The 16,057-nt window shown below is 34.5% G+C and carries 11 protein-coding genes; 9 read left to right on the top strand and 2 right to left on the bottom strand.

Going from position 1 to position 16,057, the window contains the following annotated elements:
* Positions 1-40 precede the first annotated feature (40 nt).
* On the top strand, positions 41-958 hold the full coding sequence (locus tag WBG07_RS00560) for a lysophospholipid acyltransferase family protein (RefSeq protein ID WP_340198526.1): 918 nt from the start codon (positions 41-43) through the stop codon (positions 956-958).
* On the opposite strand, the gene glmM is transcribed toward WBG07_RS00560, so the two are convergent.
* A complete protein-coding gene (gene glmM, locus WBG07_RS00555) occupies positions 955-2,343 on the bottom strand; it encodes a phosphoglucosamine mutase (protein ID WP_340198525.1) in 1,389 nt (462 codons plus the stop codon). The genes WBG07_RS00560 and glmM overlap by 4 nt on opposite strands.
* A gap of 74 nt (positions 2,344-2,417) precedes the next feature.
* Between glmM and WBG07_RS00550 the strand changes: the two genes are divergently transcribed.
* From WBG07_RS00550 to WBG07_RS00540, 3 genes are read left to right on the top strand one after another with little or no spacing between them, the layout of a single operon-like run.
* A complete protein-coding gene (locus tag WBG07_RS00550) occupies positions 2,418-3,002 on the top strand; it encodes an acyl carrier protein phosphodiesterase (protein WP_340198524.1) in 585 nt (194 codons plus the stop codon).
* A complete protein-coding gene (gene ggt, locus WBG07_RS00545) occupies positions 2,999-4,690 on the top strand; it encodes a gamma-glutamyltransferase (RefSeq protein WP_340198523.1) in 1,692 nt (563 codons plus the stop codon). The genes WBG07_RS00550 and ggt overlap by 4 nt, the downstream gene beginning before the upstream one ends.
* A gap of 17 nt (positions 4,691-4,707) precedes the next feature.
* Complete coding sequence (locus tag WBG07_RS00540; protein ID WP_340198522.1) at positions 4,708-5,604, top strand: ATP-grasp domain-containing protein; 897 nt, start codon at positions 4,708-4,710, stop codon at positions 5,602-5,604.
* On the opposite strand, the gene WBG07_RS00535 is transcribed toward WBG07_RS00540, so the two are convergent.
* Entirely contained in the window at positions 5,601-6,131 is a 531-nt protein-coding gene (locus WBG07_RS00535) for a hypothetical protein (protein ID WP_340198521.1), read from the bottom strand. The two genes, WBG07_RS00540 and WBG07_RS00535, sit on opposite strands and share 4 nt — an antisense overlap.
* A gap of 59 nt (positions 6,132-6,190) precedes the next feature.
* Here WBG07_RS00535 and WBG07_RS00530 point away from each other — a divergent pair, with 59 nt between their 5' ends.
* The 5 genes from WBG07_RS00530 to WBG07_RS00510 all read left to right on the top strand — a co-directional run bounded on the left by WBG07_RS00530 (position 6,191) and on the right by WBG07_RS00510 (position 16,053).
* Positions 6,191-6,892 (top strand): hypothetical protein, encoded by a 702-nt coding sequence (locus WBG07_RS00530; RefSeq protein WP_340198520.1) that lies wholly within the window; start codon positions 6,191-6,193, stop codon positions 6,890-6,892.
* Positions 6,893-6,960: 68 nt separating this feature from the next.
* Entirely contained in the window at positions 6,961-9,795 is a 2,835-nt protein-coding gene (uvrA, locus tag WBG07_RS00525) for an excinuclease ABC subunit UvrA (protein ID WP_340198519.1), read from the top strand.
* A gap of 24 nt (positions 9,796-9,819) precedes the next feature.
* Positions 9,820-10,509 (top strand): LOG family protein, encoded by a 690-nt coding sequence (locus WBG07_RS00520; RefSeq protein ID WP_340198518.1) that lies wholly within the window; start codon positions 9,820-9,822, stop codon positions 10,507-10,509.
* A 151-nt stretch (positions 10,510-10,660) separates the two neighbouring features.
* Positions 10,661-13,438, top strand: a complete 2,778-nt coding sequence (locus tag WBG07_RS00515) for a gluzincin family metallopeptidase (protein WP_340198517.1) — start codon at positions 10,661-10,663, stop codon at positions 13,436-13,438.
* 203 nt (positions 13,439-13,641) lie between these two features.
* Complete coding sequence (locus WBG07_RS00510; protein WP_340198516.1) at positions 13,642-16,053, top strand: alpha-ketoacid dehydrogenase subunit alpha/beta; 2,412 nt, start codon at positions 13,642-13,644, stop codon at positions 16,051-16,053.
* The last annotated feature ends 4 nt before the right edge of the window (positions 16,054-16,057 follow it).

Below are 16,057 nucleotides of genomic sequence, written 5' to 3'. Positions count from 1 at the left end.
CATTTCAAATATAGCTATATTTGACCAAATTATTTCTGGAATGCAGTTTCTTATTTATATGCTAGCATATCCACTTTTGTGGTTTATTTCTATTCTACCTTTTCCTTTGTTTTATTTAGTTTCTGATGGCGTATGCTTTATAGTTTTTAGAATAATTGGATATCGCAGGAAGATTGTTCGTAAAAACCTAGAGCTATCATTTCCTGATAGATCACCAAAGGAATTATTTGAAATTGAAAAGAAGTTTTACAGTCATATGTGCGATCTCTTCTTGGAAATGATCAAGTCACTTACTATTTCTAAAAAAGAAATTCAAAAACGGTTTAAATTCGTTAATATGGATTTAATAGAGCGTTTTGAAAAGGAAGAACGAAATGTAATTCTGGTCTGTGGCCATTATGCAAGTTATGAATGGATGGTATCACTAGGTTATAGAGTGAAGCATAAGGGCTTTGCCATTTATACCCCTCTTGCTAATAAATATTTTGATAAACTCGTAAAAAAAATCAGAATGCGGCATGAAGCCTTTTTACTTTCAAGATATACCGCAATAAAAGAGATAAAAAAGCATAAAGAACAGGGAATGCTTAGTATGTATGGTTTTGCTAGCGATCAATCTCCCAGCCCTAAAAGGGCAAGATACTGGCGTACATTTATGGGAGTAACCGTACCTGTTTTTACCGGTGCTGAGTATATGGCCAAAGAAACGGATTGTGCAGTGATTTTTTTAGATATTCAAAAGGTAAAACGGGGATATTATGAGACTACGTTTAAACTCATCGCTGAACAACCAAAAGATTTTCCAGATTATCAGATTACCGATATTTTTACCGATATGCTAGAAGAGCAAATTAAAGCAAAACCGGAATTTTACCTTTGGACACACAAGCGTTTTAAACATATGAATAAAGCGCCTGAAGATCTCCATCATGGTATTGTGCGTAAAAAGAAGCCTTAGATCCCTGCAATTTTAGAGATTTCATCAATAAACCTATCTGCTAACAAATCTGCAGTTTGCTGATCTTTTGCCTCTGTATAAATACGAATAATAGGCTCAGTATTGGATTTTCTAAGGTGAACCCAACTTTCAGCAAAATTTATTTTTATGCCGTCAATATTCAAAACATCTTCATTCTTATAACGGGCTTCTATTTGTTGTAAAATAGCATCAACATTAATTTTAGGAGTAAGGGCTATTTTTTTCTTACTCATAAAGTAAGAAGGGTACGAGTTACGCAATGCCTGAACTGAAATATTTTTTTCGGCCAGATAGGTTAAAAATAAGGCTACACCAACCAATGCATCTCTCCCATAATGGAGTTCTGGATAAATAATACCTCCATTACCTTCACCTCCAATAATAGCTTCGTTCTTTTTCATGAGGGTTACTACATTAACCTCGCCTACGGCACTTGCTTCATACGCTCCATTATATTTATGAGTAATATCTCTTAAAGCTCTGGAAGAAGACATATTACTAACGGTATTCCCTCCTTTTTTACCAAGAACATAGTCCGCACAAGCAACTAAAGTATATTCTTCTCCAAACATCTCTCCATTTTCTGAAATAAAAGCAAGACGATCTACATCAGGGTCTACAACAATTCCTAAATCTGCTTTTTCCTTCACTACCAAATCACAAATATCTTTGAGATGCTCTTTTAAAGGTTCTGGATTATGAGGAAAATAGCCATTAGGTTCGCAATAAAGCTCTACTACTTCTACTCCCATCTTCTTTAGCAACAAAGGAATAACAATTCCTCCAGATGAATTAACCCCATCTACCACTACTTTAAACCCAGCAGTTTTCACTTTTTGAGCATCTACCAACTCTAGATTTAAAACTTGTTCAATATGCTTGTCAATATACGTGTTATTAGTAACCACGGTTCCTAATGAATCTACCTCAGCAAAATTAAAATCTTCTCTTTCAGCAATCTCCAAGATTTTAGCTCCATCATCACCACTTAAAAATTCCCCTTTTTCATTTAATAGTTTTAACGCATTCCATTGTTTTGGATTGTGACTTGCTGTAAGAATGATACCACCATTTGCCTCCTCCATGGGTACAGCAATTTCAACTGTAGGTGTCGTAGATAATCCAAGATCTATTACATCTATGCCTAAGCCAACCAAAGTAGCTACTACTAATTGTTGAATCATAGGACCTGAAATACGTGCATCACGCCCAATAACAACGGTGAGCTTAGTATGGTTAGAATGCTGTTTTAGCCAACTTCCGTAAGCAGCAGCAAACTTAACCGCATCTAGTGGGGTTAAATTGTTTCCAGTACTTCCGCCAATGGTTCCTCTAATACCGGAAATAGATTTAATGAGCGTCATATTTTATGATTTTTCGGGACAAATATACAATTCCAAATTGGGAATAGTTAAATACTAATTTGTATTTTCGGAAAATGAATTTTCTTGCCCATATTTATCTTTCCGGGGATCAGGATTTAGTAAAAATCGGAAATTTTGCCGCAGATAGTGTACGGGGTAAAAAATACATGAATTATCCTCCAGAAATGCAGAAAGGCATTTTATTGCATAGACATATAGACACCTTTACAGATGCGCATCCTACCGTAAGAAAAAGCACCAAAAAGTTACACGCAAACTATAGTCATTACAGCGGAGTGATTGTAGATATTTTTTATGATCATTTTTTAGCGCATAACTGGAAAAATTATTCCCCAGTACCCTTAGATATTTACGTGTCAAACTTTTATCTGCTCCTTCAAAAACATTTTGATATTCTGCCACAAAGAATTCAGAAAATGATTCCATTTATGATTAAAGATAACTGGTTATTGAGTTATGCTACTATTGAAGGGATTAGTAGAATTCTTTATCAAATGAATAATCGTACCAAAAACATCTCTCGAATGAATTTTGCAGTTATAGAACTTGAAAAATATTATCAAGAATTTGAATCAGAATTCACTTCTTTTTTTGAAGAATTAATTGAATATTCCCAAGATAAACTAAAATCTTTATGAAAAAGTTATTTTTTGTAATTGCTGTTCTGCTAATTGCAAGTTGCAGAAATACGCCTAAAGTATTTACCAAACCAAGCGGACTCGTTGCAGAAAACGCGATGGTAGTTTCAGCAAGAGAGGAAGTATCTAAAATTGGTGTGGCAATTATGCAAAAGGGAGGTAATGCTTTTGATGCGATGGTGGCTACGGAACTTGCTTTAATTGTAGCTTATCCATTTGCAGGAAATTTAGGTGGTGGAGGCTTTATGGTATATCGTAAGTCTACCGGAGAAACCGGTGCTTTGGATTATCGTGAAAAAGCCCCTTTGTCTGCTCATAAAGATATGTACTTAGATAGTTTGGGTAATGTAATTCCTGATAAAAGTATATATGGGGCAACTGCTGTTGGCGTACCTGGTACCGTGGCTGGTATTTTTGAATGTCATAAAAAGTTTGGCACTTTGCCTATGGAGGAGCTTATACAGCCAGCAATTGACATAGCTTTAACAGGCTTGGTGGTCACCAAAAATCAGGAAAAACGTTTAGAAAAATACAGAGACTTAATTGTTCAAGTAAGTGGTGACAGCACCTTGTTTGCTAAAACTTTTAAAGCCGGAGACACTATTAAGTATCCTGCGTTGGCAAAAACACTAATTAGGATTCAACAAAATGGAAGAGATGCATTTTATAAGGGAAAAATAGCCAAACAACTTTCAAGTTTCATTCAAGAAAAAGGAGGTTACGTTACTCTTGAAGACCTTGCTACCTATGAAGCAAAATGGAGAGATCCTGTAGTTTTTACGTATAAAAACATAAAAGTGATTTCTATGAGTCCTCCTTCAAGTGGAGGAATTACGCTTGCTCAGATTATGAAAATGATTGCACCTTACGATATTGGTGAATATGGCCATAATTCAATGAAAGCTATTCAATTAATAACAGAAGCAGAAAGAAGAGCATATGCAGACCGCAATTATTTTTTGGGGGATCCGGATTATGTTAAAATCCCTAAAGACACCCTAATTTCTGAGTCATACCTTACCAGTAGAATGCAGGATTTTAGTTTTGAGAGTGCATCGCAATCCTCAAACATTCGTCGTGGTGAGATTAATTTTGTAGAGAGCAATGAAACCACACATTATTCTATAGTTGATGGTAAGGGAAACGCGGTCTCTGTTACTACTACACTTAATGGAGCTTACGGATCTAAGCTATACGTAGACGAACTCGGTTTTTTTCTGAATAATGAAATGGACGATTTTAGCTCAAAACCAGGAGTTCCTAATATGTTTGGACTTATAGGAGCTAAGGCAAACAGTATAGCACCTGGTAAAAGAATGTTAAGCTCTATGACCCCCACTATTGTAGAAAAAGACGGAAAACTTTGGATGGTAGTAGGCACTCCAGGAGGATCCACCATAATTACTGCAGTATTGCAAACCATTCTCAACGTTTATGAATTTGAAATGAGTATGCAAGAGGCCGTGAATGCAGCACGCTTTCACCATCAATGGTTACCAGATGTAATTACATTTGAGCCTAAAGGGTTTTCTAGAGAACTTTTAGACAGTTTGAGGCATAAGGGATATATTATAAATGAAAACAGAACTCCCATTATGGGCAAGGTAGATGCTATTTTGGTTTGGCCAGATGGAACACTAGAAGGAGGTGCAGATCCAAGAGGTGATGATATCGCTGTAGGATATTGATTAACATCAACATTGATATGAAATTAATAGATGTAGTGGTGTTAACAGATTGCAGATGGATATCACCAAAAAAAATAGATACGTATACAAAAAATGTTCTTTTAGAAGATAATTTGGTGGTAGCGGCATTAAAAAAAGAAGGATTAATTGTAACAAGAAAATCATGGGATGATCCTAATTTTAATTGGTCCTCTGCTAAATCAATACTTTTTAGAACTACCTGGGACTATTTTGATAGGTTTAACGAGTTTTCTAATTGGCTTAATACTGTAAGTAAACTTACAAGATTGTTCAATTCGGAAAAACTTATTCGTTGGAATATTGATAAACACTATTTATTAGACCTTCAGAAAAAAGGGGTACGTATCACTCCTACCCGATTTATTGAAAAAGGTGAAAGTATTTCTTTATATGATCTAATTCAAAATACCGATTGGTATGATGCTGTTTTAAAGCCCTGTGTTTCTGGCGCTGCCAGACATACTTACCGAGTTTCTCTGGAAAATTCACATCAATATGAAAGGCTATTAGAACAATTACTTAAGCAAGAAGCAATGATGCTGCAACCCTTTCAACATGAAATTATAAACGAAGGGGAATTGTCTTTAATGATTATTAATGGAAAATATAGTCATGCTATTTTGAAAAAGGCAAAGTCTGGTGACTTTAGGGTACAAGACGACTTCGGAGGAAGCGTACACAATTATTCTGCATCAATTAAAGCCATCAAATTTGCGGAGAATGCTGTAAAAAATTGTATTGAGAAACCTATTTATGCAAGGGTCGATATGTTCACTGATAATGAAGGCGAATTGGCACTTTCAGAACTGGAACTCATTGAACCAGAACTCTGGTTTAGATACCATCCAGAGGCAGCTACATTATTAGCTCGTTCCATTATAAGAAACCTTTAATCTTTTCGTTTACCAGCGCCAACAAATACTTCTGATTTATTCTTGAATAAAACATTGAAGGTAGTAAGGCTGCCATAGATGCGGCTGAGATATTGCTGAAGGTCTATTTTTTCACTATTCTCTAAGTTGCTAGAATTAATTTTTTGTTCCATGACTCGTAAACGGTCTCTCACCATAATAATTTTGTTAAAAAAAGTATCAATAGGCACCTCATGGCTTTTCAGCTCTGTATTAGAAGGTTCAAGAATCAGTTTCCCTCCTTTAAACTTATCAGCTATAGGGGTGACTTCGCTCACGTCACTCCATCTTTTTAAAATAGAACGAAGACTTTTTTCAATCTCATAAAAACTAACTGTGTCAACATCATCTTCCAAAGTTTCAATTACTTCAAAAGAATCGTCAATGGCAATAGTTTCCAAACCTTTTTCAATAAAAGTAACCCAATAGTGAATAGCAGTAACATTGGTTACCACCCCTTGACCATATTCTGGATGATTAATCCTTGATCCAATACCTAGTAGTTTCATCTTTAATGCAGTAAATTAGTAGCATAAAATTAGTTAATCTATAATAAAAGAGTTACTTGATGGTGAAAAAATTTTTTAAATGGATTTTTCTGACGCTTATTTTCCTTGGAGTGCTGTTAACAGTAACCTTTTTTGTTTTAGATGAAAAATTACCAGAGGGAATTGAAGGTGAAGAAGCAGATAGGTTAGCCTTGAAAATCCAAGAAAATCTTTATTATGATGCATTCAAAAAAACGGCGATTATAGAATGGTCTTTTCCCGGAGAACATCATTATATCTGGAATAAAAAAGAGGAAAATGTTATTGTGAAATGGGGAGGTAACAAGGTATCCCTTGATTTAAAACAAAAAGAGAAAAGTGAGGTATTATCACCATCAGGTGCGCTTGCACAAAAAGAAAAATCTGAATTAATCAACAAAGCAATTGATTATTTTAATAACGACTCGTTTTGGTTAATAGCACCTTTTAAACTTTTTGACACAGGTGTTACCAGAAAATTAGTGAATTTGAAAGATGGCAATAAGGGATTATTGATTACTTATACTAAAGGAGGCAGTACACCAGGTGATTCCTATTTATGGCGTATTGATGAGAATGGACGTCCTGTAAACTTTAAAATGTGGGTAAGTATTATACCAATTGGAGGGCTGGAAGCAAGTTGGGATGAATGGAAAAAAACCAAAACTGGAATCCTTTTAGCTACTTCTCATAAAATCTTATTTTTTAATCTAAAAATAGATAATTTAGAAACCTATAATTAACAAAATTCTAAGCCACCACAGCTTTCTTTATAGCTCTCAAAACTGTACTTTTGCAACTTTGTATTGCTATGACAAATTACGAAGAATATATTGAGGTAAGAGGTGCCAGAGAGCACAATTTAAAAAACATTGACGTAACCATTCCTAGAGAACGTTTAGTGGTGATTACGGGGCTTTCCGGTAGTGGAAAGTCATCACTTGCTTTTGACACGATCTATGCAGAAGGTCAGCGAAGATACATAGAAACCTTCTCTGCCTATGCACGACAATTTTTAGGAGGATTAGAGCGTCCTGATGTGGATAAAATAGATGGTCTTTCTCCTGTTATTGCCATTGAGCAAAAAACAACTTCTAAATCTCCCAGATCTACTGTAGGAACTATTACTGAAATTTATGATTTTCTACGACTCCTTTTTGCTAGGGCGGCTGATGCTTACAGTTACAATACGGGCGAAAAAATGGTCAGTTATAGTGATGAGCAAATTAAAGAGCTGATTTTTCAGGATTTTTCAGGAAAAAGAATTAATGTTTTATCGCCTGTAATTCGTTCTCGAAAAGGACACTACAGAGAACTTTTTGAACAAATATCAAAACAGGGTTTTGTAAAAGTCAGGTTAGACGGCGAAATTAGAGACATCGAAAAGGGGATGAAAGCAGATCGGTATAAAACTCATGATATTGAAATTGTAATTGATAGATTGCAGGTGAATCCGGCATCTGAAGAAGTGCAGAAACGACTAATGGAAACCATCAACACAGCTATGTATCACGGAGATGATGTGTTAATGATTATTGATCATGATTCTAAGGAAGTTCGTTACTTTAGTCGTAATTTAATGTGTCCTTCATCTGGTATTTCGTATCCAAAACCAGAACCTAATACATTTTCTTTCAATTCGCCTAAAGGTATGTGTTCTAAATGCAGTGGATTGGGAACTGTTCATGAAGTAAATATTGATAAGGTAATTCCAGACAACAAAAGAAGTATTAAAGCTGGTGGTATTGAACCCTTGGGAGCGTACAAAAAATCATGGATGTTCAAACAGCTAGAAACTATAGCAGAACGTTTTAATTTTAAGTTGACTGATCCTATTGATAAAATTCCAACAGATGCAATGCAAGTAATTTTACATGGAGGAAATGAACGATTTTCGGTAGCATCTAAGACTTTAGGAGTTACTAAAGATTATAAAATTGAATTTGAAGGAATTATAAGCTTTATTACCAATCAGTTTAACGAAAGTAGTTCTACTAGTATAAAAAGATGGGCAAAAGGGTTCATGGATAAGAATAGATGCCCTGTTTGTGATGGTTCAAGACTAAAAAAGGAATCGCTAAACTTTAAGGTTAATAAAAAGAATATCGCAGAACTTGCTGAAATGGATATCTCAGACTTAGGCAACTGGTTCTCAAAATTACCTAAATCACTTTCTGGCACACAGCTTAAAATAGCAGAAGAGGTGGTAAAAGAGATTAATACCCGTATCCGATTTTTACTAGATGTAGGCCTTGATTATCTTTCTTTGAATAGAAGTTCAAAATCGCTTTCAGGTGGAGAAGCCCAGCGTATTAGATTAGCAACTCAAATTGGTTCTCAATTAGTTGGAGTGCTATATATTCTTGATGAACCTAGTATAGGCTTGCACCAAAGAGATAATGAACGCCTTATAAAGTCATTAACGGCTTTAAGAGATCTTGGAAATTCTGTTATTGTTGTAGAGCATGATAAAGATATGATTGAACAGGCAGATCATGTAATAGATATTGGTCCAGAAGCAGGAAAACACGGTGGTGAAATTATTTCTCAGGGAAGCCCCGCAGAAATCAAAACATTTCACACCTTAACCGCAGATTATTTAAACGGAACTAAACAGATAGAAATTCCCATCAAGCGCAGAAAAGGAAACGGAAATACATTGGTTTTAAAAGGCTGCACTGGTAACAATTTAAAAAATGTTACGGTAAAAATGCCGTTGGGAAAAATGATTGGTGTAACCGGGGTTTCAGGCAGCGGTAAATCTACCCTAATAAATGAAACCTTATACCCTATTCTCAATGCTCATTTTTTCAATGCGGTAAAGAAACCCATGCCTTATAAAAGTATTCAAGGCTTAAAGCATATTGATAAGGTAATAGATATTAACCAGTCCCCTATTGGAAGAACTCCCAGATCTAATCCTGCAACTTATACAGGCGTTTTTAGTGAAATTCGTACGCTATTTACTAAAACCCCCGAAGCAATGATAAGAGGCTACAAACCAGGGCGTTTTAGTTTTAATGTTAAAGGAGGAAGATGTGTGACCTGCGAGGGAGCAGGTTTAAGAGTTATTGAAATGAATTTTCTACCAGATGTTTATGTTGAATGTGAAACCTGTCAAGGGAAACGTTTTAATAGAGAGACATTAGAGATTCGTTATAAAGGCAAATCAATTTCAGATATATTGAATATGACTATTGATGAAGCCGTTAAATTTTTTGAAAATATTCCAAAAATACATCGTAAACTTAAAACCATTAAAGATGTTGGTTTAGGATACATTACACTAGGGCAACAATCTACAACTCTATCTGGTGGTGAAGCGCAAAGAATTAAATTAGCCACTGAGCTTTCTAAAAAAGATACCGGAAACACCTTTTATATTCTAGACGAACCCACTACAGGTTTGCATTTTGAAGATATAAGAGTTTTGATGGAGGTTTTAAATAAACTGGTAGATAAAGGCAACACAGTGCTCATAATTGAACATAATTTAGACGTTATTAAAACGGTAGATTATATAATTGATATTGGGTATGAAGGAGGTAAAGGAGGAGGAGAAGTAGTAGCTGAAGGTACTCCAGAAAAAGTAGCTAAGGATCCTAAAAGCTATACTGCTAAATTTCTTAAAAAAGAATTACCTTAGACCACATCAAAAAATAATTAATTTATGAGGAAAGAGCAGCATTCAAAAGGATGGAATGAAATTAAGACGAATGATTCATGGGCTATTTTTAAAATCATGGGAGAGTTTGTCAATGGTTTTGAGAAAATGAGTCGTATTGGTCCGTGTGTTTCTATTTTTGGTTCTGCAAGAACAAAACCAGATCATAAATACTATAAATTAGCAGAAAGTGTAGCGCAAAAGATTGTGGAAGCAGGTTATGGCGTTATCACTGGTGGAGGTCCTGGTATTATGGAAGCTGGAAATAAAGGGGCTCATTTGGGAGGGGGAACCTCTGTAGGGCTCAATATATATCTACCCTTTGAGCAGCACGATAATCCTTATATAGACAGTGATAAAAACCTTAATTTTGATTACTTTTTTGTGCGTAAAGTAATGTTTGTTAAATATTCTCAAGGATTTGTGGTTATGCCAGGAGGCTTTGGTACTTTGGATGAACTTTTTGAGGCAATTACACTAATCCAGACAAAGAAAATTGGTAAGTTTCCTATTATTTTAGTAGGAAGCGATTTTTGGGGAGGACTCCTTGAATGGATTAAATCGGTTTTATTAGATCGCTATCAAAATATAAGTGCCGGAGATTTAGATTTAATTAAAATTGTAGATACCGAGGAAGAAGTGATTGATGTACTAGATTCTTTTTATGGTAAATACAATCTCAGTCCTAATTTTTAATTTGATTTTTAAACAAATAGTATGAAAAGTACTTAAATGGCTTTTAAAGTTAGTTAGTCTTGTTGAATAATTAGTAATCCCAAAACTTTTACAGAATTTAATTAGATTGTTGGATCTCATAAAAACATATCGTTCCCTTGTCCTGCTTTTAATGGTAAGCTCTCTATATGCTCAAAATAAGCATAAAATAACAGCTACTTTTCATGAAGATCAGAAAACAATCAATATTCAACAGGAAATTGTATTTCAAAATGTTACAGGACAAACGCTTTATACCATATACCTTTCAGATTGGAATAATGCATATTCAAGTAAAAATACTGGTTTAGCGAATCGGTTTGCAGAAGAGTTTGATAGGAGTTTGCATTTGGCAAAAGATGAAGAAAGAGGTTTTACAAAAATAATTTCTATGACAGATCGTCAATTCAGGTTTTTGGATTGGCGTCGTTTAAAAGAAGGAGATCTGATAAGAGTTCCGCTAGAAGAACCTGTTAAACCAGGAGAATATTATCCAATTAAAATATCATACACGGTTCATTTGCCAAGTAGTAAATTCACAAAGTATGGCATTAATAAAGACGGAGACGTAAAATTACGGTATTGGTATCTCTCCCCTGCAGTACTGCAAGAAGAAGGATGGAAGCTCTACAGTGATAAAAACCTTGATGATCTTTATACCTATAATTCAAACTATGAAATAACCTTTAATTATCCAGAAAATTATTTTCTAACCTCAGATTTAGATGTTGTTGAAAGCAACACAATTACGGGCTTCAAGCAAGCACTTTTAAAGGGTACCAATAGAACAGATATAAGACTTCATCTAGACAAAACAAAGACTTTTTCTTTCTATGAAAATGATAAGGTAAAATTAATCACGAACCTTGACGGACGTAATATGGATGATATCCAAAAAGCGGTCTCCGTAGATAAAGTAGTTAATTTTATAGCAGAGCATCTGGGAAATTTTCCACATAAAAGCTTGCTGGTTAGTGAATTAGAATATAAAAAGAATCCATTGTACGGCCTAAACCAGCTTCCCTCCTTTTTAAGACCATTTCCTGAAGATTTTCAATTTGAAATGAAAATTCTTAAGACAACCCTTAATAACTGGTTGGAGAATACTATTTACGTAGACCCAAGGGGAGAAAGATGGGTGTTAGATGCCATTCAAACCTATTTGATGATCAAGTATGTGGAAACCCATTACCCTGATATGAAGTTGTTAGGGAATGTTTCTGATTTCTTTATTATAAATACTTTTCATTTGTCTAAGATGAAGTTTAATGACCAGTATCCATTTCTCTTCATGTTAATGCAACGAAAAAATCTGGATCAATCCTTAGACACCCCAATTGATTCTCTTGTGAAATTTAATGAAAAGATAGCCAGCAAATACAAAGCAGGTATTGGTTTAAAATACCTTAATGATTATTTAGAACATGACTATGTAGAACCTAGAATTAAAAAGTTTTACAATGAACAAATGCTTAAAGACATTGATGCAAATGTTTTTGAAGATTATTTGAAAGAGGGAAGTCCAAAAAGTATTAATTGGTTTTTTGATCACTATATTCATTCTCGTAACAAGATTGACTTTAAAATTGGAAAAGTAAAGAAGATAGAGAATGATTCATTACAAGTAACCATTAAAAATAAAAGAGGCACTAATGTACCTATTTCTTTATACGGTATCAAAAATGATTCTGTAGTTTCCAAATATTGGATTACGGATATTGATAAAGAAAAGACATTTCAAATAGCTAGAGACAGTGCAGAAAGATTGGTGTTAAATTATGATAAGATTATTCCAGAATTTAATCAACGGGACAATTGGAAATCATTAAACGGATTTTTCTCAGGAAATAAAAAATTACAGTTCAAATTACTTAAGGATGCTGAAAACCCCTATGCTAATCAAGTATTTTTTGTACCTGTTTTTACCTATAACTTCTATGACGAATTCGTAGTAGGAATGCGTTTTCACAACAAAACGCTTTTAGACAAACCCTTTATTTTTGACCTTCAACCTTCATGGTCTAGTGGTGAAAAATCTTTAGTAGGCTCGGGAGTGGTTGCATATAGGCATAATATAGATAACAAAAGCCTTTATAGGGTAAACTATGCGCTTAGAGGTTCTTCTTTTCATTTTGCAGAAAACTCAAGGTTTATGACTATTACACCTTCTGTTTCTTTTGGATTTAGAACAAACGATTTTCGGTCTAATGAAAGAGAATTTGTAACACTAAGGTATGTAAACGTATTAAGAGACAGATCTACAGATGTAGAAACAGATCCAGACTATAGTGTTCTCAATGCTAGGTATTCCTACTCCAATAATGGAATTATTAATTACCTTTCTTGGTTTACTGATTTTCAGATCGCTCAAAATTTTTCCAAAGTAGCTTTGAATGTTGAGTATCGTAAATTATATCAAAATAATAGACAACTTAATTTAAGACTTTTTGCGGGAAAATTTATTTTTAATAATACGAACTCAGATTTTTTCAGCTTCGCGTTAGATCGCCCAACTGATTATTTATTTGATTTTAACTATCTGGGGAGGTCAGAGAACTCAGGTCTATTTAGTCAACAATTAATCATTGCTGAAGGCGGATTTAAATCAAAATTAGAAAATCCATTTTCTAATAACTGGATGGTTACAGCTAATGGAAGCTTTAATGTTTGGCGTTGGATTGAATTATATGGTGACGTTGGTTTTATAAAAGATAATCGTAGAAATGCACGCTTTGTATACGATTCCGGCATCCGCCTCAATCTGTTAACTGATTATTTTGAATTGTATTTTCCGCTTTATTCAAGTAATGGTTGGGAAGTGGGACAAGAAAGATATGATCAAAAAATACGTTTTATAGTGACCTTAAGCCCTAGAACACTCTTAGGGCTCTTTACCCGCAAGTGGTTCTAGATTCTTATGAACTAACAGTTTATACAAAAGATTTTTTAAAAATAAATTATTACATTCTTATTTTTTTATCATTTTACGTCTTTAAAATATAATATTATCAAAATACAAAGGGTAATAATGAGAATATTTCATTATTACGGCATTTCCGAGAATTGCTAAAACCAATCTTTTTGATTACTTTTGCAAAAACCCTTTTCTAGCTTATGAAAGTAGATACGAATACAAAAAAGGATATTTCTTTTGAGGAATTTAAAAAGGAGATTATTCAAGATTACCGTATTGCAATTACAAGTAGAGAGTGTAGCATTCTCGGAAGAAGAGAAGTGCTCACTGGGAAGGCTAAGTTCGGTATTTTCGGAGATGGAAAAGAAGTTCCTCAACTTGCCATGGCAAAGGCTTTTAAAAATGGAGATTTTAGAAGCGGTTATTATAGAGACCAAACCTTCATGATGGCATTGGGTACTTATAAGCCCAATCATTTCTTTGCAGGGCTTTACGCACATACAGATATAGAAGCAGACCCAATGTCTGCGGGAAGACAAATGGGAGGTCACTTCTTAACTCATAGTCTCAATGAAGATGGTACATGGAAAGATTTAACAAAGCAAAAGAATAGTAGTTCAGATATTTCTCCAACTGCAGCACAAATGCCACGTCTCTTAGGGCTGGCTCAGGCATCAAAAATTTATAGAAATGTAAAAAATACAAAGGCCGATAATTTTTCGATTGATGGCAATGAAGTTGCTTGGGGTACTATAGGAAATGCTAGTACTAGCGAAGGAATCTTTTTTGAAACCATCAATGCTGCTGGAGTTCTACAAGTACCTATGGTTATTAGTGTATGGGATGATGATTATGGTATTTCTGTACCTGCAAAGTACCAAACTACTAAAGAAAGTATTTCAGAAATTTTACAAGGATTTCAGCGTGATGATGAAAATCTGGGTTATGAGATCATGATCGTAGAAGGATGGAATTATCCAAAATTAGTAGAGGTATATGAACTTGCAGGGAAAATAGCTAGGGAACAACATGTGCCAGTTTTAATTCACGTAAAAGAGCTTACACAACCTCAGGGGCATTCTACATCAGGTTCACATGAACGCTATAAAACGGAAGAAAGGCTGGAATGGGAACGTGCTTATGATTGTAACCTCAAAATGAGAGCATGGATCATTGAGAGTAATATTGCAACAGATGAGGAGTTACGTCTGTTAGAAAAAGAGGTTAAAAAAGAAATCCGAGAAACCCGCAAAAAGGCATGGAATAATTTTCTATCGCCAATTCTTACTTTTAAAAAAGAGGCCGTAAGTCTTCTTGATAAATTAGCTTCTAAAAGCACTAATAAAGTTTTTATATCTAAACTTAAAAATGATTTGGTAGCTAATGAAGAGCCAATGAAGAAAGATATTATTTCAGCTGCTAGAAGATCGCTACGTTATGTGATTTCTGAAGATATTCCTGAAAAATTACATCTTCAAAATTGGATAAAGGACGCTTATAGAAAAATACAACCTGAATACAGTTCACATTTATACAACGAAAATGACACAGCGTTGATTCATGTTAAACCTGTTTTACCGGAATACAATGATGGTGCTAAGGAGGTAGATGGCAGAGTGGTGCTAAGAGATAATTTTGATGTTCTTCTAAGTGAAAATCCAAACCTACTTATTTTTGGAGAAGATACAGGATATATAGGTGATGTTAATCAAGGCCTGGAAGGCCTTCAAGAAAAACATGGGGCTTTAAGAGTTGCAGATACAGGAATAAGAGAAGCAACTATTATTGGTCAAGGTATTGGAATGGCGTTAAGAGGATTAAGGCCTATAGCAGAAATACAATACTTAGATTACCTTCTGTATGCGATTCAAATATTAAGTGATGATTTGTCTACTTATTTGTATAGAACCAAAGGAAAACAAAAAGCTCCTTTAATAGTAAGAACTAGAGGACATCGTTTAGAAGGTATTTGGCACAGTGGTTCACAAATGGGAGCAATAGTTCACTTGTTAAGAGGAATGCATATTCTAGTGCCTAGAAATATGACTAAAGCAGCTGGTTTTTATAACACATTACTGTCTAGCGATGAACCTGCTCTTGTAATTGAAAGCCTTAACGGATATAGATTAAAAGAAAAATCACCCTCCAATATTGGAGCTTTTAAAACACCAGTAGGTGTGGTAGAAACTTTAAAAGAAGGTAAAGATATCACATTGCTTTCTTATGGGTCTACACTGAGAATAGTAGCGCAGGTGAGCAAAGAACTAAATACGGTAGGTATTGATGCCGAAGTAATTGACTGCCAGTCATTAATGCCTTTTGATCTTAATCATGATGTATTAAAGAGTGTTAAGAAAACAAATAGATTATTGGTTATAGATGAAGATGTACCAGGCGGTGCTTCGGCATATTTACTACAAGAGGTGTTAGAAAAACAAGGTGCCTATCAATATTTAGATAGTGCACCCCAAACCCTTACCGCTAAACCCCATAGACCTGCTTATGGTACCGATGGAGATTATTTTTCTAAGCCAAATGCTGAAGATATTTTTGAAAAAATCTATCAAATTATGCATGAATCTAATCCTAAGAAATTTCCTTTTTTACGATAACATA

Origin of the sequence: Ascidiimonas meishanensis (genome assembly GCF_037782385.1) — a bacterium.
Taxonomy (GTDB): Bacteria; Bacteroidota; Bacteroidia; order Flavobacteriales; family Flavobacteriaceae; genus Ascidiimonas; species Ascidiimonas meishanensis.
Note: the sequence above shows the minus strand (reverse complement) of the source record. Positions and strands in the feature narration are given on the sequence as shown.

Coding starts and splice junctions, on each gene's coding strand:
- WBG07_RS00560 (WP_340198526.1), top strand. CDS start 41: ATGCAGTTTCTTATTTATATGCTAGCATATCCACTTTTGTGGTTTATT.
- glmM (WP_340198525.1), bottom strand. CDS start 2,343: ATGACGCTCATTAAATCTATTTCCGGTATTAGAGGAACCATTGGCGGA.
- WBG07_RS00550 (WP_340198524.1), top strand. CDS start 2,418: ATGAATTTTCTTGCCCATATTTATCTTTCCGGGGATCAGGATTTAGTA.
- ggt (WP_340198523.1), top strand. CDS start 2,999: ATGAAAAAGTTATTTTTTGTAATTGCTGTTCTGCTAATTGCAAGTTGC.
- WBG07_RS00540 (WP_340198522.1), top strand. CDS start 4,708: ATGAAATTAATAGATGTAGTGGTGTTAACAGATTGCAGATGGATATCA.
- WBG07_RS00535 (WP_340198521.1), bottom strand. CDS start 6,131: ATGAAACTACTAGGTATTGGATCAAGGATTAATCATCCAGAATATGGT.
- WBG07_RS00530 (WP_340198520.1), top strand. CDS start 6,191: ATGGTGAAAAAATTTTTTAAATGGATTTTTCTGACGCTTATTTTCCTT.
- uvrA (WP_340198519.1), top strand. CDS start 6,961: ATGACAAATTACGAAGAATATATTGAGGTAAGAGGTGCCAGAGAGCAC.
- WBG07_RS00520 (WP_340198518.1), top strand. CDS start 9,820: ATGAGGAAAGAGCAGCATTCAAAAGGATGGAATGAAATTAAGACGAAT.
- WBG07_RS00515 (WP_340198517.1), top strand. CDS start 10,661: ATGGTAAGCTCTCTATATGCTCAAAATAAGCATAAAATAACAGCTACT.
- WBG07_RS00510 (WP_340198516.1), top strand. CDS start 13,642: ATGAAAGTAGATACGAATACAAAAAAGGATATTTCTTTTGAGGAATTT.